At 63.6% G+C, this 23,134-nt stretch carries 22 protein-coding genes; 12 read left to right on the forward strand and 10 right to left on the reverse strand.

What is annotated here, in order from left to right; translation table 11 throughout:
• Positions 1-68 precede the first annotated feature (68 nt).
• The 6 genes from CHU94_RS15655 (at position 69) to CHU94_RS15680 (ending at position 7,796) form a co-directional block, all read left to right on the forward strand.
• A complete protein-coding gene (locus CHU94_RS15655) occupies positions 69-1,391 on the forward strand; it encodes a glutamate-5-semialdehyde dehydrogenase (protein WP_094481585.1) in 1,323 nt (440 codons plus the stop codon).
• A 119-nt stretch (positions 1,392-1,510) separates the two neighbouring features.
• The gene (gshA, locus tag CHU94_RS15660) at positions 1,511-2,797 is read left to right on the forward strand and encodes a glutamate--cysteine ligase (RefSeq protein ID WP_094481587.1); all 1,287 of its coding nucleotides are present in this window, start codon (positions 1,511-1,513) and stop codon (positions 2,795-2,797) included.
• Positions 2,798-2,957: 160 nt separating this feature from the next.
• Positions 2,958-4,826 carry a potassium transporter Kup gene (locus tag CHU94_RS15665; RefSeq protein ID WP_094482783.1) on the forward strand — a complete coding sequence of 623 codons (1,869 nt, stop codon included), beginning with the start codon at positions 2,958-2,960 and terminating at the stop codon, positions 4,824-4,826.
• Positions 4,827-4,869: 43 nt separating this feature from the next.
• Complete coding sequence (locus CHU94_RS15670) at positions 4,870-6,084, forward strand: benzoate/H(+) symporter BenE family transporter (RefSeq protein WP_094481589.1); 1,215 nt, start codon at positions 4,870-4,872, stop codon at positions 6,082-6,084.
• Between the two features lie 26 nt (positions 6,085-6,110).
• Positions 6,111-7,064 carry a glutathione synthase gene (gene gshB, locus CHU94_RS15675; RefSeq protein ID WP_094481591.1) on the forward strand — a complete coding sequence of 318 codons (954 nt, stop codon included), beginning with the start codon at positions 6,111-6,113 and terminating at the stop codon, positions 7,062-7,064.
• A 171-nt stretch (positions 7,065-7,235) separates the two neighbouring features.
• The gene (locus tag CHU94_RS15680; RefSeq protein WP_141211477.1) at positions 7,236-7,796 is read left to right on the forward strand and encodes a PKD domain-containing protein; all 561 of its coding nucleotides are present in this window, start codon (positions 7,236-7,238) and stop codon (positions 7,794-7,796) included.
• Positions 7,797-7,824: 28 nt separating this feature from the next.
• Here the strand turns inward: CHU94_RS15680 and CHU94_RS15685 are convergent, their stop codons facing one another.
• Together CHU94_RS15685 and CHU94_RS15690 are read right to left on the reverse strand one after the other, a co-directional pair.
• Complete coding sequence (locus tag CHU94_RS15685; RefSeq protein ID WP_094481595.1) at positions 7,825-8,736, reverse strand: class II glutamine amidotransferase; 912 nt, start codon at positions 8,734-8,736, stop codon at positions 7,825-7,827.
• Between the two features lie 63 nt (positions 8,737-8,799).
• Positions 8,800-8,991, reverse strand: a complete 192-nt coding sequence (locus CHU94_RS15690; RefSeq protein ID WP_094481597.1) for a 4-oxalocrotonate tautomerase — start codon at positions 8,989-8,991, stop codon at positions 8,800-8,802.
• Positions 8,992-9,064: 73 nt separating this feature from the next.
• Here CHU94_RS15690 and CHU94_RS15695 point away from each other — a divergent pair, with 73 nt between their 5' ends.
• The 4 genes from CHU94_RS15695 to CHU94_RS15710 all read left to right on the forward strand — a co-directional run bounded on the left by CHU94_RS15695 (position 9,065) and on the right by CHU94_RS15710 (position 13,234).
• Positions 9,065-10,567, forward strand: a complete 1,503-nt coding sequence (locus tag CHU94_RS15695) for a glycosyltransferase family 39 protein (RefSeq protein WP_176452055.1) — start codon at positions 9,065-9,067, stop codon at positions 10,565-10,567.
• Between the two features lie 12 nt (positions 10,568-10,579).
• The gene (locus tag CHU94_RS15700; protein ID WP_094481601.1) at positions 10,580-11,395 is read left to right on the forward strand and encodes a phosphatase PAP2 family protein; all 816 of its coding nucleotides are present in this window, start codon (positions 10,580-10,582) and stop codon (positions 11,393-11,395) included.
• Positions 11,396-11,669: 274 nt separating this feature from the next.
• A complete protein-coding gene (locus CHU94_RS15705; protein ID WP_094481603.1) occupies positions 11,670-12,629 on the forward strand; it encodes a TerC family protein in 960 nt (319 codons plus the stop codon).
• A 2-nt stretch (positions 12,630-12,631) separates the two neighbouring features.
• Entirely contained in the window at positions 12,632-13,234 is a 603-nt protein-coding gene (locus tag CHU94_RS15710; RefSeq protein ID WP_094481605.1) for an exopolysaccharide biosynthesis protein, read from the forward strand.
• On the opposite strand, the gene CHU94_RS15715 is transcribed toward CHU94_RS15710, so the two are convergent.
• A complete protein-coding gene (locus CHU94_RS15715) occupies positions 13,231-14,055 on the reverse strand; it encodes a Rossmann-like and DUF2520 domain-containing protein (RefSeq protein ID WP_094482785.1) in 825 nt (274 codons plus the stop codon). The genes CHU94_RS15710 and CHU94_RS15715 overlap by 4 nt on opposite strands.
• A 44-nt stretch (positions 14,056-14,099) precedes the next feature.
• Here CHU94_RS15715 and CHU94_RS15720 point away from each other — a divergent pair, with 44 nt between their 5' ends.
• Positions 14,100-14,954: an NAD(P)-dependent oxidoreductase gene (locus tag CHU94_RS15720; protein WP_176452056.1), complete on the forward strand. Its 855-nt coding sequence runs from the start codon at positions 14,100-14,102 to the stop codon at positions 14,952-14,954.
• Here the strand turns inward: CHU94_RS15720 and CHU94_RS15725 are convergent.
• The 7 genes from CHU94_RS15725 to CHU94_RS15755 form a co-directional block, all read right to left on the reverse strand.
• Positions 14,935-15,582, reverse strand: a complete 648-nt coding sequence (locus tag CHU94_RS15725) for a phosphatase PAP2 family protein (RefSeq protein WP_094481609.1) — start codon at positions 15,580-15,582, stop codon at positions 14,935-14,937. The two genes, CHU94_RS15720 and CHU94_RS15725, sit on opposite strands and share 20 nt — an antisense overlap.
• Complete coding sequence (locus CHU94_RS15730; RefSeq protein WP_094481611.1) at positions 15,579-16,628, reverse strand: serine/threonine protein kinase; 1,050 nt, start codon at positions 16,626-16,628, stop codon at positions 15,579-15,581. Before CHU94_RS15730 ends, CHU94_RS15725 begins: the two co-directional genes overlap by 4 nt.
• Positions 16,629-16,681: 53 nt before the next feature.
• A complete protein-coding gene (locus tag CHU94_RS15735; protein WP_094481613.1) occupies positions 16,682-18,211 on the reverse strand; it encodes a bifunctional serine/threonine-protein kinase/universal stress protein in 1,530 nt (509 codons plus the stop codon).
• Positions 18,208-18,960, reverse strand: a complete 753-nt coding sequence (locus CHU94_RS15740; protein WP_094481615.1) for a metallophosphoesterase — start codon at positions 18,958-18,960, stop codon at positions 18,208-18,210. Before CHU94_RS15740 ends, CHU94_RS15735 begins: the two co-directional genes overlap by 4 nt.
• 118 nt (positions 18,961-19,078) lie before the next feature.
• Positions 19,079-20,191: a DUF2855 family protein gene (locus CHU94_RS15745; protein ID WP_094482787.1), complete on the reverse strand. Its 1,113-nt coding sequence runs from the start codon at positions 20,189-20,191 to the stop codon at positions 19,079-19,081.
• 89 nt (positions 20,192-20,280) lie between these two features.
• The gene (locus CHU94_RS15750) at positions 20,281-20,709 is read right to left on the reverse strand and encodes an organic hydroperoxide resistance protein (protein ID WP_094481617.1); all 429 of its coding nucleotides are present in this window, start codon (positions 20,707-20,709) and stop codon (positions 20,281-20,283) included.
• A gap of 69 nt (positions 20,710-20,778) precedes the next feature.
• On the reverse strand, positions 20,779-21,237 hold the full coding sequence (locus CHU94_RS15755) for a MarR family winged helix-turn-helix transcriptional regulator (protein WP_094481619.1): 459 nt from the start codon (positions 21,235-21,237) through the stop codon (positions 20,779-20,781).
• A 145-nt stretch (positions 21,238-21,382) separates the two neighbouring features.
• Here CHU94_RS15755 and CHU94_RS15760 point away from each other — a divergent pair, with 145 nt between their 5' ends.
• Positions 21,383-22,972, forward strand: a complete 1,590-nt coding sequence (locus CHU94_RS15760; protein WP_094481621.1) for a GMC family oxidoreductase — start codon at positions 21,383-21,385, stop codon at positions 22,970-22,972.
• Positions 22,973-23,134 lie beyond the last annotated feature (162 nt).

The raw sequence follows: 23,134 nt of genomic DNA on the forward strand, positions 1-23,134 counted from the left end.
TATTCCTGTAAGCAAGTGTTTCAGCATGGTGCCCAAGCCTTGGTGGTGCGATCTGCGAAAATCCCGTCATGAACGCGTCCAACACCACTGAATACACCCTGGCCCTTGGTTCTCAAGCAAAAGTGGCATCGGCCCTGATGGCGCGTGCGCCAGCAGCTACTAAAAACGTAGCGCTTCGTGCTCTGGCCCGTCTACTGCGCGAGAACACCCAAGCCTTGCAGGTAGACAACGCCAAGGACATTGAGCGCGCCGTGGCCAACGGCCTGGCCGCGCCTATGGTGGATCGCCTCAAGCTCACCCCCAAGGTGCTGGAAACCTGCGCTGAAGGCTGCGAGCAGCTGGCCGCGATGGCGGACGTGATTGGTGAAATCATCGGCATGAAGCAGCAGCCCAGCGGTATCCGCGTGGGACAAATGCGGGTGCCCATCGGCGTGTTCGGCATGATTTTCGAGAGCCGCCCCAATGTGACCATCGAGGCGGCCAGTCTGTCGATCAAGAGTGGCAACGCCTGCATCCTGCGCGGTGGCTCGGAGGCGATCGACTCCAACAAGGCGCTGGCCCGGCTGGTGCAGCAAGCGTTGGTCGAGGCCGGCCTGCCCGCAGATGCGGTGCAACTGGTGCAGACCACGGACCGCGAGGTGGTGGGCCAGTTGATTGCCATGCCGCAGTTCGTGGACGTGATCATTCCGCGCGGCGGCAAGAGTCTCATCGAGCGCATTAGCCGCGATGCCAAGGTGCCTGTCATCAAGCACCTGGATGGCAATTGCCACACCTATGTGGACGACCCCTGTGACATCGCCATGGCGGTCAAGGTGGCCGACAACGCCAAGACCAACAAATACAGCCCTTGCAATGCCACCGAAGGTCTGCTGGTGGCGCGCGGCGCGGCGGCCCAGTTTTTGCCATTGATCGGCGCCGTCTATGCCGCCAAGGGCGTGGAAATGCGCTGCGACCCTGAAGCACTGGCTATTTTGGAGGCAAATATGCCTCTGGTCCCCGTAGATACTGCGCAAGCAGCTCCTGATTCAGGAGCAAAACTAGTGCCTGCCACCGAGCAGGACTGGTACGAGGAATACCTTGCCCCCATCGTCAGCGTGAAAGTGGTGGCGGGTGTGGACGAGGCGATTGCCCACATCAACCAGTACAGCAGCCACCACACCGACGCCATCCTCACCACCAACCATGTGCACGCCCAGAAGTTTTTGCGCGAGGTGGACTCGGCCAGCGTGATGGTGAATGCCAGCACCCGCTTTGCCGACGGGTTTGAGTATGGCCTGGGGGCTGAGATCGGCATTAGCACCGACAAATTCCACGCCCGCGGCCCGGTGGGCATTGAGGGGCTGACTTCACTCAAGTACGTGGTGCTGGGCGAAGGTGAAGTGCGCACCTGACGGGCGCGGGCAAAAGACGTTTTTGCGGTGAGGTGCAGGGAGGAGGGCTTGAAATCGGTGGGAACTTCTCCACCTGATGGAGCCCCCTAGAATGGCAAATCTCTCTTAGAAAGCGCCGCATGGTTCCGCATCTTGTCACCGCCCTCACGGGCCCCATCAATGAACTCGAACAGCGGGTTCTGGACTCCATGCCCGCGATCGAACGCTGGTTTCGCCTGGAGTGGATGGAGCACACCCCCCCCTTCTACACGGCAGTCGATGTGCGCAACGCCGGCTTCAAGTTGGCGCCGGTGGACACCAACTTTTACCCCAGCGGCTGGAACAACCTGACCCCCGCCATGCTGCCCTTGGCGGTGCAGGCCGCGCAGGCAGCGATTGAGAAGATCTGCCCTGAGGCCCGCAACCTGCTGATCGTGCCCGAGAACCATGCGCGCGGTACCTTCCACCTGAGTAATCTCGCCCAGATGCGCCGCATCTTCCACATGGCTGGGCTGAATGTGCGCATTGGCTCCATCAGCCCCGAGATCAAGAAAAGCACCACCATCGAGCTGCCGGGTGGGGAGTCCATCACGCTGGAGCCGGTCATCCGCACCAAAGGGCGCTTGGGAGTCAAAGATTTTGACCCCTGCACCATTTTGCTCAACAACGACCTGCGTGCCGGTGTGCCCGGCATTCTGGAAGAGGTGCACGAGCAGTACCTGTTGCCGCCTCTGCACGCCAGCTGGACCACACGGCGCAAGAGCACGCACTTCAAGGCTTACGAAGAAGTGGCCAAGCGTTTTGGCAAGCTCATTGGTGTGGACCCTTGGCTCATCAACCCCATGTTTGACAAGTACGGGGTGGTGGACTTGGTCACACCAGCGGGTATTGATGCCCTGGTGCAGCGCGTGGACGCCATGCTCACCAAGGTCAAGAAGAAGTACAAGGAATACGGCATCAAGGAGCGGCCCTTTGTGGTCATCAAGGCCGACAATCGCACCAGTGGCAACGCCATTCTCTCGGTGCGCGACACCAAGGACCTGGAGGCCAAGCTGCGCAAGATGGGCGCGGGTCTGGACGCCGCACCGGCACCGCTGGAGCTGATTCTGCAAGAAGGTGTGTTGACCAACGAGCGCGTGAACGACGCGGTGGCTGAGCCTGTGGTCTACCTGATGGACCGGTATGTGGTGGGGGGCTTCTACCGCATGCACGCTGAGCGTGGCGAAGACGAAAACCTCAGTGCGCCTGGTTCCGCCTACGTGCCACTGGCGTTTGCCGAGAGTACGCACTTACCTCAGCCTGGTGTGCGCCCGGGTGCAAGCGCCCCCAACCGCTTCTACATGTATGGCGTGATTGGCCGCTTGGCCATGCTGGCCGGCAGCTATGAGCTTGAAGCGACCGACCCCGACGCAGAACGCTACGACTGAGGCGCGTCAACCCAATAGGGGCACCAAGTTGCTGCGCTGCAACACGGCTTCAAATTCCGCGTAATTTGCAGATTTGGAGCTTGCAGGCTGAGGCGCCAGGAGCAAAATAGCGATCCCTTCAGGAATGGAACCCGGCGGCTCCTGCGCGCCGGGTGATCTCGTGTCAGCATCAAAATCGTCTCTTGCGGCGCTCACCCTGGGCGCCATCGGCGTTGTGTACGGCGACATTGGCACCAGCGTGCTGTACGCCATGAAAGAAGTGTTTGGCTCCGGTCACGTGCCTTTCACCCCCGACAACGTCTACGGCATCCTGTCGATCTTCTTCTGGACCCTCACGGTCATCGTCTCCATCAAGTATGTGGTACTGGTGTTACGGGCCGACAACCATGGCGAAGGTGGCCTGGTTGCCATGTTGGCGCTGGCCTCGCAGTCGGTGAAAGACCGGCCCGAGCTGCGTCGCGTGTTGCTCATCATCGGCATCTTCGGCACCTGCCTGTTTTACGGGGACGGGGTCATCACCCCTGCCATTTCGGTGCTCTCGGCCGTCGAAGGTCTGGAAGTCATTTCGCCCGCCTTCAAGCGCTATGTGATTCCCATCACCCTGGTCATCCTGTTTGGTCTGTTTGCAGTACAAAAGCGGGGTACTGCGGGGATTGGCAGATTTTTTGGCCCCATCACCGTCGTGTGGTTCGCGGCGCTTGCGCTGCTGGGCGTGAGCCACATCGTGGACCACCCGGAGATCTTGTGGGCCATCAGCCCGCACTATGCGCTGGGTTTTATGTGGAACAACCCCGGCACAACCTTCATCATCCTGGGGGCTGTGGTGCTGTGTGTCACGGGCGCCGAGGCGCTGTACGCCGACCTCGGGCACTTTGGCAAAAAACCAGTGCGCCTGGCCTGGTTTTCGGTGGTAATGCCAGCACTGGTGATCAACTACTTTGGCCAAGGCGCGCTGCTGCTGGCCAATCCCGCCGCCGTCAAAAACCCTTTCTACATGATGGCGCCCGATTGGGCCCTGCTGCCTTTGGTGGGCCTGGCCACCATGGCCACCGTGATTGCCTCGCAAGCACTGATCTCCGGGGCCTTTTCGGTCACCAAACAGGTCATTCAACTAGGCTACCTGCCACGCCTGCAAATTGAGCACACCAGTGTCAAAGACACCGGCCAGATTTACATGCCCTTTGTGAACTGGGGCCTGTTCGTGGCCATTGTGTTGGCGGTGGTGATGTTCAAGTCATCCAGCAACCTGGCGGCGGCCTACGGCATTGCCGTGTGTACCGACATGCTGATCACCACCATCCTCACCTTCTACGTCATCCGCCACGGCTGGAAGTACCCGCTGTGGCTCTGTATAGTGGCGACCGGCTTTTTCTTCATCGTTGACTTTGCGTTCTGGGCATCCAACCTGCTCAAGCTGTTTGACGGCGGTTGGTTCCCGTTGGCCATCGGAGGTGCGGTGTTCACGCTCATGATGACCTGGAAGGACGGCCGCCGGCTGCTCAATGACAAACTGCGTGCCGATGCTTTGGACTTGCCCAGCTTCCTGGAGGCGGTGTTTGTAAGCCCGCCTGCGCGCGTCGAGGGCACGGCGGTGTTCCTGACCTCCGAGATGGGCACCGTGCCCAACGCGCTGCTGCACAACCTCAAACATAACAAGGTGCTGCACACCAGCAACCTGTTTGTCACGGTGAAGAACCACGAGGTACCCTGGATCGGGCTGGACAAACGCTTGCAGATCGACTCGCTGGGCCATGATTGTTGGCAGGTAGTGATTAACTACGGTTTCAAAAATGACCCAGATGTGCCCAAGGCGCTGGAACAGATCAAGGGCCGTGGTTGCGACCTGGACGCCATGAGCACCAGCTATTTCCTGTCGCGCGACACCGTGGTTCCCACGCTGGGTGAGGGCATGGCGCCCTGGCGCGAGAAACTATTCGCGCAAATGCACCACAATGCCAGTGCGGCGGCGGACTTCCTCAACCTGCCGAACAACTCGGTGGTGGAGCTAGGCTCCAAGATCGAAATCTAAATCTCTCGGGGCCGCGCAGCGGCCCCACTTCATTCTGGCTGTCATGCGATTTTTCAAAGACCTGAGTCTCTCGGCCTTCACCGCTGGTTTTGTGGCTGTGTTGGTGGGCTTCACCAGTTCGGTGGCCATCGTGTTCCAGGCCGCACTGGCGCTGGGCGCCACACCGGCCATGGTGGCGTCGTGGATGTGGGCGCTGGGCATTGGCATGGGTCTGTGCTCCCTGGTCCCATCGCTCTGGTTGCGCAAGCCGGTCATGGTGGCCTGGAGCACGCCGGGTGCGGCGGTTCTGGCCACCGCCGCCACGGCCGGTGGTTTTGGCATGGCGGAGGGCGTGGGCGCTTTCATCCTGTGTGCCGTGCTCATCACCCTCGCGGGCGCCACGGGTTGGTTTGAGCGTGTGATGAACCGTATTCCGCTGGCGCTGGCCTCTGCCTTGCTGGCCGGGGTGCTGGCGCGCTTTGGTCTGTCGGGCTTTGCGGCTGCCCAGACGGCGCTGCCTTTGGTGGTGCTGATGCTGCTGACCTACCTGCTCGGCAAGCGCCTGGTGCCGCGCTATGCGGTGCCGCTGACCTTGTTGGTTGCTATTGTTTTCGTAGCTGCTCGCGCAGAATTCACGGGGCCTGAGATCCAGTTTGGCTTGACAATGCCGGTCTGGGTTACGCCCACTTTCTCCTTGGCGGCATTCATCAGCATGTCGCTGCCCCTGTTCGTGGTGACCATGGCCTCGCAAAACCTGCCCGGTGTGGCCGCCATCCAATCCGCAGGCTACGCCGACCGCCGCCAAGAGGGCGGCGACGCTGGCATCCCCATCTCCAAGGTCATCACCCTCACGGGGCTGGTCACGCTGGTGCTGGCGCCGTTTGGGGCATTCGCGCTCAACCTCAGCGCCATCACCGCCGCCATCTGCATGGGCCCTGAGGCCCACAGCAACCCGGCGCGGCGCTACACGGCGGCGGCTTCGTGCGGTGCCATCTATATCGTCATCGGCCTGTTTGGCGCGGCCATCACCGGCGTGCTCACCGCGTTTCCCAAAGAGCTGGTGGCCGCCATTGCGGGGCTGGCGCTCTTGGGCACCATTGGTGGTGCGCTGGCCGCTGCGCTCAAGGACGAGACCCACCGCGAAGCCGCGCTCATCACTTTTCTGGTCACGCTCAGCGGGGTCGTAATAGCCGGAGTCGGCTCAGCCTTTTGGGGAGTGGTCGCAGGTGGCGTTGCGCTTTTGGTGCAACACTACGGCCGCAAGCCCGCTGTTACTTGAGCGGCCCCTGACCGAGAAAGAACCCCATGGACATTCTGTTTGTTGCCGACCCGCTGGAATCCTTCAAGACCTACAAGGACACCACCTTCTCCATGATGCGCGAGGCGCAGAAGCGCGGTCACCGCATCATCGCCTGCGAACCCAAGCACCTGGTCTGGCAACGCGGTGGCGTGGTGCAGGCCGCCGTGCGTCGCATCACACTCACCGGGCAGGCAGACGCATGGTTTACCGAGGCCGAACCCGCCACCGTCGCGCTGAAGGACCTTGACGCCATCGTCATGCGTAAGGATCCGCCGTTTGACAGCGAATTCTTTTACGCCACCCACTTGCTTGAGCAGGCTGAGCGGGAAGGCGCCAAAGTGTTCAACAAGCCACGCGCCCTGCGCGACCACCCCGAGAAGTTGGCGATTCTGGAGTTCCCCGAGTTCATCGGCCCTACGCTGGTCACGCGCGACCCGGCCGCGGTGCGAGCCTTCCACGCCGAGCACCGCGACATCATCTTGAAGCCGCTGGACGGCATGGGCGGCATGGGCATCTTCCGCGTGAAGGACGACGGCCTGAACCTGGGCGGCATCATCGAGACGCTGAACAAGGACGGCGCTGAAACCATCATGGTGCAGAAGTTCCTGCCCGCCATCAAGGACGGCGACAAGCGCGTGCTGGTGATTGGCGGCAAACCGGTGCCCTACTGCCTGGCCCGCATTCCGCAGGGCGGCGAGGTGCGCGGCAACCTCGCGGCCGGTGGCAAGGGCGTAGCCCAGCCGCTCAGCGATAGTGACCGCCGCATTGCCGAAGCGCTGGGGCCTATCCTGGCCACACGCGGCTTGCTGCTGGTGGGGCTGGACGTGATTGGCGATTCGCTCACCGAGATCAACGTCACCAGCCCGACCTGCTTCCAGGAGATCAGCGACCAAACCGGTTTTGACGTGCCCGCCATGTTTGTGGATGCGCTCGAAGCCGCGGTGGCTGAAGGGCGCTAGTCAGCCCGCTCTTGGGGGCGCCCCCCCCCGCGGCAAAGTTCACACATTGCTGCTTTATTGCGGCAGATCAGGGTGTGCCTTGTGTTGTGTGCTTGCCAACGGCGCACAATGGCTCTGCGTGGTCCGCTGCCACGCTTGGAGCGGCGGCACGACACAACGGAGAGACATCCCATGACAACACGCATGCCCAATGCCACCCTGCTGGTCGCCGCTTTGTTGGCGGGTGCGGTCCACGCCCAGGTGCTGGGGACCATCACGGCATCCAGCACCACGGTGAAAGTCGGTGAGCCGGTCACCATCACCGCCAATATCGATGTGATCAACGCCAACTACTGTGGCTTTGTAGTCGGCTTTGGTGACGGCACGTTCAAAGACGCAGTTAGCGATGTGAGCACCCCGGTGCCGCTGGTCGTGACGCGCACCTATGACAAACCCGGCTCCTACCACGTGACCCTGGGCGGCAAAAATGTGCAAAACCACCCCAACTGCGGCGGCCCCGAGCGCGCAGTCGACATCACCGTCACCGGCGCTGCCAAAGCGGTAGCACCTGCCAAGCCGGGTGACGTGTGCGAAAAACCCTGGAAGCTGTCTGGCAAGTACAACGCCAAGACAGGCGCCTTCACCTGTGCCGCCAAGTCCGGGACGGCACTGCCGGCAGCCAAGCCCACATGCCGTGGGGACCTCAGCTACTTTGAAAATGTGAAAAAAGGCCAGTACGGCTGCAAGCCCTGAGGACGTCAGCCCGCCCGCGCTGCGGCAATTAGCCCCCTTGGGGGGCAGCGACCCGCACAGCGGCGGAGCGCGGGGGCATGTGTCGGGTCGCCTCTTCGGCTTCGCGCTGGGCCGCTGCCGCAGCAGCGGCGGCAATCAGCGTGGCCTTGCACATGGTGCGGGCCAAGGGCTGGCCGTCGGCAAAGGCGTGCAGCTCACCGGCCTCCATGGCCACCCATGCCTCGTTGGTGGTGAGCGGCTCTGTCACCACGATGACCAGCCGGTCCTCGGGGCCGTTCAGTTGCGACAGGTCCACCGTCACATCCTCGTCCTTAAGCTGTACTTCGCTGAAGGGGTGCTGGCGCACCACGTAGCAGAGCTTGGTGCTGGCGTGTGCCCACAGGGCCTGGCCGTTGCTTAGCAAAAAGTTGAAGGTGCCGTGTCGGGCGATCTTGGGCACCAGCTCCGACAGGGTGTGCGTCAATTCCTCGATGCTGGGCACCGTGGCGTGGGACTTGTTGAGCTCTTGCAGCAACCAGCAGAAGGCCAGCTCACTGTCGGTGGTTCCCACCGGCTTGAAGCTGCCGTGCAGCGGCGGGTTGAATTCTTTCAGGTCGCCGTTGTGGGCAAACACCCAGTAGCGGCCCCACAGCTCGCGGGTGAAGGGGTGGCAGTTCTCCAGCGTGACCGCCCCCACCGTGGCCTTGCGCACGTGGGCCACCACGTTGTGGCTCTTGATGGGGTAGGACTTGAGCATCTTCGCGATCGGCGAAGTCGATGCACTTTCCTTGTCCACAAAGTGCCGCGCCGCCTTGCCGGGCAGGTCGCCTTCGCTCTCAAAGAAGGCGATGCCCCAACCATCCGCATGGTGGTCGGTGCAGCCGCCGCGCTGCGAAAAGCCGGTGAAGCTCAGCGTCAGGCTGGCCGGCAAATGGCTGTTCATTCCAAGCAGTTGGCACATGGAAACAGTTTACTCCGGGGTGGTGGCAAGGGACGATGCGCCTTATGCGAAATCGGTGCGCGTTTATGCGCGTGGCTCGCTCCAGAACTTGCCGCCCGTGGCCCAGTTGTCGCGCTTCACGTCCACGATGATGATGTCCACCGCCTCGGGCGAGCAGCCCAAGGTTTCAACGGTGACGCGGGTCACTTCGTCCACGAGTTTTTTCTTTTGCTCTTGGGTACGGCCTTCCAGCAGTTCAACATGGTAGGTAGGCATGGGGCTCCTTGGTGTGGGGGGAAAGGGGCGCAGATTAGACTGCGGGAGTTTCCATTTTCCTCCGACTTCTCCCTTGCAACTTTTGTTCCCGCCTTCTGCGCGTGACCGTACCTCTTGGGTGCTGGCACTGGTGTTTGGTCTGCACGCCGTGCTGGGTGCCGTGATCGGCCTGTCGGTAGATGAGGCGCACTACCTGCTCTACGCCGTGCACCCTGCGCTGAGCTACTTTGACCACCCGCCGCTGGTGGGCTGGGTGCAGTGGCCCCTGGTGGCACTGGGTGCGCCCGTCGGCGTGTTGCGGCTGATTCCAGGCGTGTTGTGGCTGGCCACTGTGTGGGGCGTGTACCGCCTCACGCTGCGTTGGCTAGCAGGCCAGGCGCATGCGGCCCCGTCCGCGCTGGGCGCCGTGCTGGCCTTGGTGTTGGCGCCCCTGCTGCATGTGCTGGGCATCGGCTTGTTGCCTGACACCTTGCTCATGGCACTGACGGTGGCCTTGGTGCACCAGACCTGGACGCTGATGCAGCCCGGGGCCGCCGGGCGCACCGCGCCTTGGTTGGTACTGGGTTTGCTGCTGGGCCTGGCTGGCTTGGCGAAATACACCGCCGCGTTCACCGCTGTGGCGGTGGCGCTGTGCATCGTGGGAGCCCAAGGCTGGGGCGTGCTGCGTCGCCCGGCGTTGTGGGCCGCGGTGGGCGTTGCGGCCCTGTTGATCACTCCCGTGCTGGTGTGGAATGCGCAGAACCATTGGATCTCATTCACCTACCAGCTGGCCCACGGCAAAGGCAGTGTGTGGCAAGCCAGCCATGTGCTGCGTTTTGTGCTCACCCAGCTGTTGGCGTTTGGTCCCTTGCTGTGGTGTGCGGTGGTGGGCTGGCGCCAAGCCGACCGGCGGCTGCGGCCGCTGGCTTGGTTGTTTGTGATTCCTTTTGCCATCTTCACCTATATGGCCGGTGGCGGGACTGCGCTGCCGCACTGGACGGCCCCCTCCTGGGTGGCGTTGGCGCCATTTGCAGGCATGGGGCTGGTAGCGCTGTGGCGAGGAGCGACACGTTGGCTGCTGGCAGCACTGGGGCTGGCCCAGGCTTTGGCCTGTGCAGGGCTGTTGGGCCTGATGGCCAGCGCCGGTTGGCCGGTGGTGGCGGGGAGCGATGCGGCCGTGGCACCACAAGCCAACCCCTTTGCCGATTTGCATGGTTGGGATGTGGCAGGTGCGCGCGCTATTGAGTTGGCCCAACAGCAGGGGCTGCAGAGCGTGGCGGTGCAAAACTGGACGCTGGGCAGCCGCCTGGCTTGGTATGCGCGCCCGCTGCCGCTGCACGTGCTGGAGGATGGCGATTCGCAGTTCCAACTCTGGACCGGCGCACTGCCGCAGGGCGGCAATACCTTGCTGGTGGATTGGTCGTACATGGCCTACGACCCACCCCTGGGCGCCCAGGGCTTTGCCAGCTGCACCTTGCTGGACAGCCTGCCGGTCGCGCACTGGGGCCGGCCGTTGGCCCGCTTTCGCTTCCATGACTGCCGCGACTGGGCGGGCGCCACGCCGCAGCCACGGCTTACACTCGCGCCCTTGCCCTGAATCCCGTTTGCCATGCTGCCACCCGCTTCCACGCCCCACGCCCTGACCAGCCCCGTCAACGCCCGCACCTGGTGGTGGCCGCTGGTGGTGTTTGTGCTGGGCACTCCCTTGTGGTTGCAGCTGTGGGAGCCCCGCCTCTTCATCACCATCAACCAGTGGTGCGCGCCGCTGGCGGCCGAGTTCTGGACCGGCTTGTCCCTTTTGGGCAACGGCTGGGGGGTGCTGGCGGTTACTGCACCCTTGCTGGTGCTGGCCCCCCGTTTGATGGTGGCGTGGTTGTGTGCGGCGCCCTTTGCCGTGCTGTTTGCGCGCACCGGCAAGTTCTTCATTGAAAGCCCGCGCCCGGCAGCGGTGGTGGACAACACGCAGATGCGTGTGGTGGGCGAGCTGCTGCATAACGTCTCCATGCCCTCGGGCCACACGCTGACGGCGTTTGCCGTGGCCTCCGGCATCTACTTTGCGCTCAGCGCGGCCCAGCGCCGTCGCCATTGGTGGCTGTTGGTGCTGGCGGCTGGCGCCGGCCTGGCGCGCATTGCGGTGGGCGCGCATTGGCCGGGCGATGTAGCGGTGGGCGCCAGCCTGGGCCTGCTCTCGGGTTTGCTGGGGCACCAGATCTGGATCCGTTTGCCTGAGCGCCAGTTTGCGCCTTCGGGCTGGTGGTTGCGCATTGCCGCCGTGTTGGTGGCCTTGTCCGTCTACCACCTGCTCACCGAGGAGCTGGATTTTGCAGAAAACCACGTCGCCCAACAGGTGCTGGCGGTGGTGGCGGTGGGCAGCCTGCTGGCGTATGTCTGGCGTCTGTTGCGCGAAAGACTCAATGCAATATAGGCCTCTGACCGGCGTTAAATATGCGCGAGCAGCTATTGAATTGATAGCTATTTGATGCGCCGCAAGCCAATTCGATTTGTGGGGACATTGCAGTTTCTGCCATGATCCGCGCACCTTTAGGGGAGTAGCAATCCCGGCGCGCAGGTGTCGGGTTTGCATGTTTCGTCAGTACGTCGCGGGTGGTTTTACTGCCCCGGCCGGAACATGCAGAGGCGCCAACGGCGCTCTCCCGCAAGACCTACAGGGAATGTTCAACCATTTCTGGGTCTTGCATATGCAAACAATTGCACCGCTGTGGCTATGGGCCACTTTCGTCGGCATCGTTCTGGTGTCACTCTTCGTTGACTTCGTCGTGCTCAAAAAGCAGGGCGCGCACGACATTGGCGTCAAAGAGGCGCTCAACTGGTCCCTGATCTGGATCGCCTTGAGCTTCTTGTTCAACGGTTTGTTCTGGTGGGCGGTCAAAGACACGACTGGGTCGACCGAGCTGGCCAACACCAAATCGCTTGAATTCCTCACCGGCTACCTCATCGAGAAGTCGCTGGCCGTGGACAACATCTTCGTGTTCCTGATGATCTTCACCTACTTCGCAGTGCCCACGCACTACCAGAAGCGGGTGCTGATGATTGGCATCATTGGTGCCATCGTGTTGCGCACCATCATGATTCTGGTGGGTGGCTGGTTGCTGGCCGAGTTCCACTGGATCCTGTACGTGTTCGGTGCCTTCCTGATCCTCACCGGCGTGAAGATGTGGTGGGCTGCAGGCCAGGAACCCAGTCTGGACGACAACCCAGCCTTGAAGCTGCTGCGCAAGATCTTGCCCGTAAGCAAGAACTACGATGGTGAGAACTTCTGGACCGTGGAGAACGGCAAGAAGATCGCGACCCCCTTGTTCATGGTGATCTGCCTGGTGGCCCTGACGGATGTGATCTTTGCCGTGGACTCCATCCCCGCGATCTTCGCGATCACCAGTGACCCCTTCATTGTGCTGACCAGCAACGTGTTTGCGATCCTGGGTCTGCGTGCCATGTACTTCCTGCTGGCGGCAGTGGCCAACAAGTTCCACCTGTTGAACTACGGCCTGGCTGTGATCCTGGTGTTCATCGGTACCAAGATGTGCCTGATTGACATTTACAAGATTCCGGTGGGTGTGTCCCTCGGCGTGGTGGTGGGCATTCTGGCCGTCACCATGTGGCTGAGTGTGCGTTCCAGCAGCACGCGCAGCAGCGCTTGACCATGGACCCCATGCAAGCCCGGCGATTGCGGGCAGCGGCTGACGCGCTGGAAGACCAACCCTTGCGCTTGCAGCAGCTGTTCCGGCTGCATGGCCGGGGAGGGCCGGGAGCCTTGCTGGTGGTGCTGACCGTGCCGTGCCTGCTGCCCTTGCCGGGCGCAGGCACCCTGATGTCTCTGGGCCTTGCAGCGCTGGCGTGGATGATCTGGCGCTACTTTCCCCGGTTGGTCATGCCCCGCAGGGTGGGGCGGCTGCAGCTCTCGGCCCCCATGGCACGCCGGGCCCTGCACACCCTGGCCTGGCTCTACGAGCAGGCGGCGCGGGTGATGCGGGCCCGTTTGTGTTGGTGGGTGCAGCCCGGCCACCGCATCTGGCTGGCACCCTTGGTGGCTGCCATGGCCGGAGCCATTTTTCTGCCCATCCCGTTTGGCAATGTGGTACCTGCAGTGGCCCTGCTGTTGCTGGGCTTGGGGCTGGTGTTTGACGACGGCTTGGCCGTGTTGGCAGGTGCCATGCTCGGGGTGGTTTGGGTCCTGGCGCTGTTGGCCCTGGTGGTGGGCGGTGCCCAGTGGCTACCGGGCGTGTGGGAGGCCTGGCAGGCTTAGTCCCCGTGCCCGGCCAGGCGCAGCGCCAAGGTGCTGAGGGCCCGGTAGGCATCACCACTGGGCGCATCCCATGCGTGAACGACGGCGGCTTGCTGCTCAATTGCCGCCACATCACCGCGTGCTGCGGGCCCGGTCAGGGCGCCTGCCGGGCCCTGGCGCGTGATGTTCTCTACCGCATTTCGCAGCAGCTGAGTGCGCAGCTGCGGCAGCAGGTCCGGCGGCACGCCGCTGCGTACCCAGGCTGCTTCCGCCACGGACTGCAGCACGGGTAAAAAGTTGGTCGCAAACACCGCCGCGGCATGGTAGAGCACCTTGTCTTCTCCCGCCACCCGGAAGCAATGGCCACCAATGGCTTGGAAAGCGGCCTCCAGTGCCGCACACGCGTGGGCATCTCCTTCGAGGGCACAGGCGGTTCCCGCAAATTGCTGCACTGCCGCCTCGACCTCGGCAAAGCTCAGGATGCAATGTGCGCTGGCGGTGCGCCAACCCCTGTCGGCCAAGGGTTGCAAGCTGCCAGCGTTCTGGGCCCCGCTGCAATGGAAGACGATGGGGCTGTTTGCGTCACCAAGGTGGGCGGCCGCAAGGGTGGCGGCCACTGTGGCAATCCGTGCGTCTTGCACGGCCACCATCCACACATCGGCGGGGCGCATGTCGCCGAACCAAGCTACCGGTCGCCCGTGGCCCAGGGCCGCACACGCCGCCACAGCACTTTCCGGGTTGCTGGTCAGTACATCCTGAATCTCCAACACGCCATGCCGCGCCCACAAGGTGGCCAATGTGCGGCCGACACGGCCGGCACCTACCAGGTTCAAGGTTGTCACGCGCGCTTCACTCCAGGTACGGTTGGCGCCGCTACCATGGCGCCATGAAAAAAATTCTGGTTACAGGCGGCACCGGTGCCGTCGGCAAATACATTGTGGACGATCTGGTGCAGCACGGGTACACCGTGGGGGTGCTGGACTTGGCGCCCCCGGCGCGCAGCGATGTGACCCACCATGCCGTGGATGTGCTGCAGCTCGATGCCGTGCTGCAGGCCATGACCGGCTACGAAGCCGTCATGCATGTGGCGGGCATTCCGCACCCGCTCAACGACCCGGCCAAGCGCGTGTTCGATGTCAACGTGAACGGCACCTTCAATGTGCTCGAAGCGGCGGCCCAGCTGGGCATTGGCAAGGTGGTATTCACCTCCAGCGAATCGACCATGGGCTTTGCGTTCGCCACGCATCGGCTGGCGCCACTCACCATCCCCGTAGACGAAGCCCACCCTGCCCGCCCGCAAGACCCCTATGGCCTGAGCAAGGTGGTGAGCGAGCAGATCTGCAAGACCTACACCGAGCGCACCGGCATGCGCACGGTGTGCCTGCGCATGCCTTGGGTCTGGCTGCCCGACGATGCGCAGCGCCCCTTCTACCGGACGCTGGTGGCCGAGTACGCCAACTGGTACAAAAACCTTTGGACCTTTGTGGACGCGCGCGACGTGGCTACGGCCCACCGCCTGGCGCTGGAGGTGGAACTGGAGAACAAACACGAGGCCTTCTTCATCACCGGACCGCACAACTGGACCGGGCAGGATGGCCGCAAGCTGATGGCTGAGTTCTGGCCCGAGGTCACCGAATTCGCGCCCGGCTTCGCTGGCACGGCACCGCTGATCTCGCACGCCAGGGCGGCCAGACTCTTGGGTTACGCGCCCCAGTACGGTGTCAAGGACGTGCTGGGCTGAGCAAGTCGGGCGCGTGCCCATGCAAATGCGCCCGCGTGTACGGTGTGGTCCGGCCTGAGAGCCAGAGCGCCATGCGTACCTCCCAGCTGTGGGATGGCAGGTAGGTGGCCGACGGGGTGTGCAAGGAACCCAGCAGCAAGAACGGCGCCACGACAAGGGCCGGATGGCGCAGGTGCACGCGGCCAAGCGTTGCCAGCACCGCAGCCGCCACCATGCCGCCGAGTAGCCAGGCAGCCAGCACTTCGCTGGGGCTGTGCGCTCCCACTACCACCCTGGAAACTCCCACCGCAATCGCCAGACCCGCGCCCGCCACAGCACCCCACACCCCCAGGCCCGGCATGCAGCGCAGCAGCAGGGGCAACAGGGCCGCTGCCAGCAAGGTGTGGCCACTCACGCCGGTAAAGTCCCACGCGGCTACGCCCAGGCCCCAGCCATAAAAAGCCAGCTTGCTAAGCAAGGTGACGCTGACTGCGCCGCCCAGGGCCAGCACCAGCCATTGCAGCGTGCGGGTGTGACCGGTGCGCCACAGCCCCCACATCAGCAACAGGCAGGCGGGCAGTAGCAGGCTGGACGAGCCCAAGTGTGTGATGGTCCACCAGGCGCCTCCCACCAATCGTTCCAGGCTCATACGACCAGCGGGTCTTCCTGCATGGCTTCACATTGGTCGTCCAGCATCTGGATCTGGCCTTTCCAGTAGTCGCTGCTGCCAAACCAAGGAAAGTTGGCGGGAAAGGTCGGGTCGCTCCAGCGCCGGGCGAGCCAGGCGCTGTAGTGGATCAGGCGCAGGGTGCGCAGCGGCTCGATCAGCGCCAGCTCGGCGCGGTCGAACTCGCGGAACTGCTCGTAGCCGTCCACCAGCATGCCGAGTTGGCGCGTCTGCTGCTGCCGGTCGCCGCTGAGCAGCATCCACAGGTCTTGTACGGCGGGGCCGGTGCGGGCGTCGTCCAGGTCGACAAAGTGCGGGCCCGGGCCGGCCGCTGCTGTCGCGTCGGTGGGGGTCCAGAGGATGTTGCCGGGGTGGCAGTCGCCATGCAGGCGCAGCTGGCGTATTCCGCTGGAATTAGACTTGTTTTGGCCTGTTGCGCCCGCCATGTCTGCGCGAGCAGCTATCAAATCAATAGCATTTTGACAGGCGCTGCTCCAAGCGCTTTGCACGTCCATCGGTACCATGTTATTGGCCAGCAGCCACTGCATGGGTTCGATGGCAAAGGTCTGCACGTCCAGCGCCGGGCGGTGCACAAAGGGGTGCTTGGCGCCCACGGCGTGGATGCGCGCCAAAAAGCGGCCAATCCACTCCAGCACCTCGTCATCGTCCAGCTCCGGCGGGCGGCCGCCGCGCCGTGGGCTGACGCTGAACGCAAAGCCGCCAAAGTGGTGCAAGGTCTGGCCCTTCAACACGAGGGGCCCTACCGCCGGAATTTCATCGGCCATCAACTCAGCTGCAAAGTCGTGCTCCTCCTGGATCTGCGCATCGCTCCAGCGTTCTGGCCGGTAGAACTTGGCCACCACGGGCGCACCGTCTTCGAGCTGCACCTGGTACACGCGGTTTTCGTAGGAGGACAGGGCGGTCAGGCGGCCATCGCCGCGCAGGCCCACGCTGTCCAGTGCGTCCAGCACCAGGTCGGGGGTCAGGGATTCAAAGGGGTGAAGGGCGCTGCCCGTGGTGCTGTGCATACCCCGATTGTCGTCGGCAGACTTGCCCCTGCTGGGCAGGTGGCTTCCCCGGCTCAGCCCAGTGGGCCCAGGTCGTCGCCGTAAAGCGCGGTGGCCGGTGCTGCGGCACTGTCGGCGTCTGAGTCGGAGTAGCCTTTGGCAGGGGCCGGGCTGGCCTCGGTGCCCAGCTGTTCAAACGGCAGGTTTTGCTTGACCAGGATGACGGTACAGGGCGCGTCCATGGCCACCTTGATGGGCACGGTGGCGACAAAGCGCTGCGTTTTCAGGCCGTGCGTGGCGGCCCCCATGACGATGACGCTGACGTGGTTGCCGCGCGCGTAGTCCAGCAGGGCCTGGGCCACGTCGCCGCTCTCCAGCACGTGGCACGAGGTTTGGTGGCCCGGGTGGTCCAGCGGCTGGGCCCACTGGCGTAGCGCGGTCAGGTAGCGGCGGTGCACATTCGTTTCGCTGCGAGACTCATCTGATGCGCTGGTTTCGCTGCTGGAGATGACGGTGACGCAGGCCAGCCGCGCGCCGGGGCGAGTGCCCAGCGAACGGGCCACGGCCTGGCGCAGGCTGTACAGCGTGGTGTCACTCGCATCCTTGTGCGGCACGGCCACCATGACGATCGGGACTTCTTGCACCTGCTGGGCAGACGCCAGCGGGCTGGGCTGGTAGTGCATGCCCGCCGCCTTGAGCCAGCGCTTGAAGTGGGTGCGAAACGGCGTGCCCACGACATTGGTGCCCCGGTGGGTGACATGCACCTGTGTGGGGTGCATCAGGTCAAACGCGAGGTGGGCGGCCGAGGGGTAACGCTTGGCCGCCTCGGGCTCCAGGCAGCGCAGAACCACTTCTTGCAGCCAGGCCGGAATGTCCGGGCGCAGCTTGCGCGGTGGCGTGGGGTCCACCCAGAGGCGCTGGCGCAGGCCGGCCGCCGTTTGCGGCGCGCCAAAGGGCAGTTCGCCGGTGCACAGCTGGTAGAGCATCACCCCGATGGCAAACACATCACTGCGCGGGTCGCCACGCACCCCCACCACCTGCTCGGGGGCAATCCACCCCGGTGAGCCTACCGCCTTGCGCAGCTGTTCGGCCAGCAGGTCCGGGTAGTGCGCATGGCACGACAGGCCAAAGTCCAGCAACACGGCACTGCCGTCATCACGCAGCAACACGTTGGCGGGTTTCAGATCCAGGTGCACGGTGTTTTGCTGGTGCAGGGCATGGGCGGCACGGGCGGTGGCGGCGCCCAGCTGCGTGATGATCTCCACCGCCAGGGGCTGCGGGCCATCGAGCCAGTGTTGCAGCGTGTGGCCATGCACGTACTCCATCACCAAGTAGGGCGTGCGTTGCAGGTCGCCTGCGGCCACAAAGCGCGGGGTGTACTTGCCCTGTAGCACCTGCATGATCTGGCATTCCACCTCGAAGCTGACGATGTTTTCGGCCCCGTCGCCTGCGGTCATGCGGGGGATCTTCATGGCCATGGAAAAGCCGGGTCCGGGGCGGCCATCGGCGTACACCACGCGGTAAATATGGGCCATGCCTCCAGAGTGGATGCATTCCTCGATGGTGAATCCGTCCAGTGTCGCACCGGGCTCCAACAGCTTCATCGCCCTTCCTCCAGCCGGTGGGCAAAGAACTCGGGCAGGCCGGCGCGGCGGATGGCTGCGGCAGCACTGTAGTGGTCGTAGGGCACGCGGTGGAAGGTGAGCTGCGCACGTTCGGTGTCCAGCACGGTGTACATGGCCTGTGGGTTGCCGTCGCGTGGCTGCCCGACCGAGCCCACGGTGGCCAGCCACTGCCGATGTTTGGGCACCGGCACGGCTACGCCGGGCTGCGGGGTGAACAACATCAGCCCATCGGTGGCACCGCGGTAGTACAGGGTTTGCAGGTGCACATGGCCGCCAAACACATAGCGCACACCGGGCCACTCGCAGGCCGCGTTCAGGCTGGCGGCGGCGGCGCGCTGGTCGTACACATAGCGCCAGAGTTCCGGGCCATCGGCGCTGGCGTGCACCAGCAGCACCGTGTCCAGGTGGTGGGTGAAGGGCAGGCTGTCTATCCACAGGCGCTGGACGGGGCTGAGCTGTTGGTGGGTCCAGGTGGCGGTGCTGTCGCCCACGGTTTTGATGGTGGCTGGCGGGCGCACGGCCATGTCGTCGTGGTTGCCTTTGAGGACGATAGCGCCTTCTTCTGTCAGCAGCGACACGCGCTCCACCACCTCGGCCGGGTTGGCGCCGTAGCCCACCAGATCGCCCAGAAAGGCAAAGCGCTGCACCTGCTGCGCGCGGGCATGGGCGAGGCAGGCGTCCAACGCCTGGATATTGCCGTGAATGTCCGACAGCAAGGCCAGTCTCATCAGGTCTCCGAGTTCATGGTTGTGGGCCCGCCATCATGCGCGATACGCCTGACGACAAGTTTGCAGGCGTGGGTTTCCCGCGCTTTGACGAAGGTCAACTCCGCCGATGTTGCGGGTTTCAGAGCGACAGCATGTGGCCGGTGCGTGGGTTGCTATCGCCTGCCAGGAGGGCCACGTAGGCCGCCTGCACCGCCGCTGGCCCTGTGTGGTGCTGCACCTGCAACCACGGCGCTGGTGCCTGCTGCACCCGCGCCACAAAGGCCTGCCACGACTGTGCGAGTCGCCGGTTCAGCTCGGCACCGCCCCATTCGCTGCTGCGCTTCTTGATTTGGGCGGGCGCAAAAAACAGCGTGGGGCGGGGGCCAGGCAGGTCCTTGCCACTGCCCAGCTCGGCCACATGCGTGCCACCAATGGAGCTGCTGTAGACCAGTGCCGTGCAATGCGTGTGCAGCGCCTTGCGAAACGCCGCATTGCCCGCAAAGTCCACATAGATGGAGGGTGTGCCGGGTGCTACCTGGTCCAGCTGCGCATAGGTCAGAACACGGTGGTACACGCCCAGGCTTTGGCAGAACGCCACATTGCGCTCCGAGGTGAGGCCCACCACCTCGATGCCCGCCCGCTGCGCCAGCTGGAAAGCAGTGCCATAGGCCGTTTTGCTGGAAGCACTGGAGAGCAGGATGCAGGGCGTACCGATATCACCTGCGCCAAACCAGGCGTTGTCATCCAGAAAGTCGTCGATCAGCCAGGAGGTGATGAACAACGGCCGCAGCAAGGCCTGCAGGTCTTCGGTGTCGGCGGTGTAGAACGGATCGGTGGCGCAGCGGGTGTACTGGTTGTAGACCGCGTGCAGCGGCGCGCGGTGCGGCGCCACATCGGCCCAGCCCTGGGCGTGCACCTTGCCCGGGGTCAGGTCCACCGCGCTGGCCATAGGAAAGTAACCGTACACGCGCTCGCCCACTGGCACCTCCGGGTGGCGGCTTTGCAGCACGGTGGCAAATCCCCAGACTGGGATCTGGCCCCACTGCTCAACATCCGGCACGCCTTGCACCGGGAAAAACTGCCAATACTGCATGGCCTCGCCAAAGGCGGCGTAGGTGATGTTGTTGGAGGTGAGGGCAAAGCGGTCAATGTGTACCCGCACGGCGCCATCGGCCAGCGCTGGCAGCGGGTAGGTGTGCAGCAGGGTCTGGCCGAGCTGGGCTTTGCGGATGAGAAGGGAGGTGGTGTCCATGCGCGGCACCATAAGACAAAAGGCCAGCCCCGCCAAGCGGGACCGGCCTCCGAGGTGACAGGGCTGGGGGCCCTGCCCACGCTGCCGATTTAGACCACGGTGATGGTCACGTCGATGTTGCCGCGGGTGGCATTGGAGTAGGGGCACACCTGGTGGGCTTTGTCCACCAGCGCTTGTGCTGCGGCCTTGTCCATGCCGGGGATGGAGACTTCCAGTTGCACTTCGATACCGAAGCCCTGGGGGATCTGGCCAATGCCGACTGTAGCGTTGATGCTGGTGTCTGCAGGCAGGGCAATCTTTTGCGTGCCGGCCACAAACTTCATGGCGCCGATGAAGCAGGCGCTGTAGCCGGAGGCAAACAGTTGCTCGGGGTTCACGCCGTTGCCGGGGCCGCCCATTTCCTTGGGCACCGCCAGCTTGAGGTCCAGCAGACCATCGGAAGTGCGGGTCGTGCCATCGCGGCCGCCGGTGGACTTGGCGTGGGCTTGGTAAATCACTTTTTCGATCTTGTTGCTCATGGCGCTTCTTTCATAAAGTGCTGCGGGGTATTGCAGCGGGGTGGGTAATTCAATGTGGCGGTCAGTCGGTCAGTCGGCGGTGAGGCGCTGGCGCAAGGCCTGCACCTGCTGGGTCAGGTCCATCAGTTCGTCCAGCGGGCAGTCAGCTGCTGCCAACACGCAAGCTGGGATGCGGGCAGCCTGCACTTTCAGGGCGCGGCCCTTGGCGGTCAAAAACACCTCTACACGGCGCTCGTCAGCGGCACTGCGCTGTCGGCTCAACAGCTCGGCCTGCTCCATGCGCTTGAGCAGGGGGGTGAGCGTGCCGGAGTCAAGGTAAAGGCGCTCGCCCAGGGCCGAAACACTCAGGCCATCTTGCTCCCACAGCACCATCATCACCAGGTATTGCGGGTAGGTCAGTTGCAGTTCTTCCAGCAGCGGCTTGTAGAGCTTGGTCATGGCCAACGAGGTGGAATACAGCGCAAAGCACAACTGGTTGTCCAGACGCAGGGCAGCGTCGTTGGCAGAGGTGGTGCGTGGGTTCAGCATGGGATGAATTGTAGTCAACAATTTAATTGCGTGCAATATAAATTTACAAAATTCTTTTTAGGGATAGAACAAGGGTAAACCTCGGCTTGGCAGGCTAGTGGCCGATGGGGTAACGTTAACGTCACCCCGAAAGAGGAGGCCGTACGTGTTCGACTACATCATCATTGGCGCCGGCTCGGCTGGCTGTGTTTTGGCAGCCCGCCTGAGCGAAGACCCCGCCGTGACGGTGGCCCTGCTAGAAGCTGGCCCACCCGACAGCAGTGTGCTCATCCATTGCCCTGCGGGGCTCGCGGTGCTGGCCAAGAACGGCCAGGCCAACTGGAAGTTCGACACCACCGCGCAGCCCGGCCTGAACGGCCGGCGTGGCTACCAGCCGCGCGGCAAGGTGCTGGGTGGCTCCAGCTCGGTCAACGCGATGATCTATGTTCGTGGCCAAAAAGAGGACTACGACCACTGGGCTGCTGAGGGCAATCCCGGGTGGAGTTATAACGAGGTGCTGCCTTACTTCAAGAAGGCCGAAAATAACGCCCGGGGGGGCGACGCCTTCCATGGCCAGGGTGGCCCCCTGCATGTGCAGGACCTGACAAGCCCGAACCGACTGGGCACGGTATTTGTAGAGGCGGGGCGCCAGGCCGGCTATGCCGTGAACCCCGACTTCAATGGTGCCAGCCAAGAGGGGGTGGGCGTTTATCAGGTGACCCACAAAAACGGTGAGCGTTTTAGCGCCGCCAAGGGCTACCTCACCCCCAACCTCGGGCGGCCCAATCTGCATGTGTTTACCGGCGCGCACACCACGCGCATCCTGCTGGAGCACAAGCGCGCCGTGGGCGTGCAGTTTCTGCACGAGGGTGAAATGAAGGAGCTGCGCTGCAGCCGCGAGGTGCTTCTCAGTGCGGGAGCTCTGCAGTCGCCGCAAATCCTCATGCTCTCGGGCATAGGCCCGCACAAGCACTTGGTAGAGAACGGCATCGCCACGCTGCACGACCTGCCCGGCGTGGGGCAACACCTGCATGACCATATCGACATCGTGCAGCTGGTGAATGCACCGCAACTGACGGAGACATTTGGCGTGTCCTTCACTGGCATGGTGAATGCGCTGCGCGGCATCTTCGAATGGCGCAAGCAGCGCACCGGCATGCTCACCACCAACTTTGCCGAGGCCGGTGGCTTTATCAAGAGTCAGCCCGACGAGCGCACGCCTGACCTGCAGTTCCACTTTGCCATCGCCAAGCTGGTGAACCACGGCCGCACCACGGTGCTGGGCCACGGGTATTCTTGCCACGTCTGCCTGTTGCGCCCCCACAGCCGCGGCAGTGTCACGTTAGCAAGCAAGGACCCGTTTGCGGCGCCTGTGATCGACCCCAACTTCCTGGGCGAGCGTGACGACGTGGATCGTCTGGTGCGCGGCTTCAAGCTGATGCGCACCGTGTTGCAGCAAGCAGCGCTGACCGGCTTGGGCGGCAAGGAGGGGCCGAAGTCAGCCGCGGCCCGCAACGATTTTGAGATCGAACAATTCATCCGCGAGAACGCGGACACCGTCTACCACCCCGTCGGCAGCTGCCGCATGGGCCCAGGCCGCATGGACGTGGTGGACCACGAACTCCGCGTTCACGGCATCCAGGGCCTACGCGTCGTCGACGCCTCCATCATGCCCCGCATCGTCAGTGGCAACACCAATGCGCCGACCATCATGATTGCGGAGAAGGCGGCGGATTTGATCAAGGCAGTGCGGTGACTTGTCATCTGATTTGCTATTGATTTAGTAGCTGCTTGCGCAGTATTTACGGGGTATAGAGTTGGTTTATGTGCAAAAATCTTGCTGGCACTTGGTTCGCACACGGCGGGCGGCGTGGCCCGCCTTCTCCGGCTCGCGTCGCGGGCGCCCGTTTCTGGTGGG

The organism is Rhodoferax sp. TH121 (assembly GCF_002251855.1).
Classification (GTDB): Bacteria; Pseudomonadota; Gammaproteobacteria; order Burkholderiales; family Burkholderiaceae_C; genus Allorhodoferax.

Excerpts from the sequence above, each read along its gene's own strand:
- CHU94_RS15755 (WP_094481619.1), bottom strand. The coding sequence starts at position 21,237 with ATGCTGAACCCACGCACCACCTCTGCCAACGACGCTGCCCTGCGTCTG.
- CHU94_RS15725 (WP_094481609.1), bottom strand. The coding sequence starts at position 15,582 with ATGAGCCTGGAACGATTGGTGGGAGGCGCCTGGTGGACCATCACACAC.
- gshB (WP_094481591.1), top strand. The coding sequence starts at position 6,111 with ATGGACATTCTGTTTGTTGCCGACCCGCTGGAATCCTTCAAGACCTAC.
- CHU94_RS15670 (WP_094481589.1), top strand. The coding sequence starts at position 4,870 with ATGCGATTTTTCAAAGACCTGAGTCTCTCGGCCTTCACCGCTGGTTTT.
- gshA (WP_094481587.1), top strand. The coding sequence starts at position 1,511 with ATGGTTCCGCATCTTGTCACCGCCCTCACGGGCCCCATCAATGAACTC.
- CHU94_RS15740 (WP_094481615.1), bottom strand. The coding sequence starts at position 18,960 with ATGAGACTGGCCTTGCTGTCGGACATTCACGGCAATATCCAGGCGTTG.
- CHU94_RS15700 (WP_094481601.1), top strand. The coding sequence starts at position 10,580 with ATGCTGCCACCCGCTTCCACGCCCCACGCCCTGACCAGCCCCGTCAAC.
- CHU94_RS15720 (WP_176452056.1), top strand. The coding sequence starts at position 14,100 with ATGAAAAAAATTCTGGTTACAGGCGGCACCGGTGCCGTCGGCAAATAC.
- CHU94_RS15745 (WP_094482787.1), bottom strand. The coding sequence starts at position 20,191 with ATGGACACCACCTCCCTTCTCATCCGCAAAGCCCAGCTCGGCCAGACC.
- CHU94_RS15730 (WP_094481611.1), bottom strand. The coding sequence starts at position 16,628 with ATGCACAGCACCACGGGCAGCGCCCTTCACCCCTTTGAATCCCTGACC.
- CHU94_RS15735 (WP_094481613.1), bottom strand. The coding sequence starts at position 18,211 with ATGAAGCTGTTGGAGCCCGGTGCGACACTGGACGGATTCACCATCGAG.
- CHU94_RS15705 (WP_094481603.1), top strand. The coding sequence starts at position 11,670 with ATGCAAACAATTGCACCGCTGTGGCTATGGGCCACTTTCGTCGGCATC.
- CHU94_RS15690 (WP_094481597.1), bottom strand. The coding sequence starts at position 8,991 with ATGCCTACCTACCATGTTGAACTGCTGGAAGGCCGTACCCAAGAGCAA.
- CHU94_RS15710 (WP_094481605.1), top strand. The coding sequence starts at position 12,632 with ATGGACCCCATGCAAGCCCGGCGATTGCGGGCAGCGGCTGACGCGCTG.
- CHU94_RS15685 (WP_094481595.1), bottom strand. The coding sequence starts at position 8,736 with ATGTGCCAACTGCTTGGAATGAACAGCCATTTGCCGGCCAGCCTGACG.
- CHU94_RS15680 (WP_141211477.1), top strand. The coding sequence starts at position 7,236 with ATGACAACACGCATGCCCAATGCCACCCTGCTGGTCGCCGCTTTGTTG.
- CHU94_RS15750 (WP_094481617.1), bottom strand. The coding sequence starts at position 20,709 with ATGAGCAACAAGATCGAAAAAGTGATTTACCAAGCCCACGCCAAGTCC.
- CHU94_RS15655 (WP_094481585.1), top strand. The coding sequence starts at position 69 with ATGAACGCGTCCAACACCACTGAATACACCCTGGCCCTTGGTTCTCAA.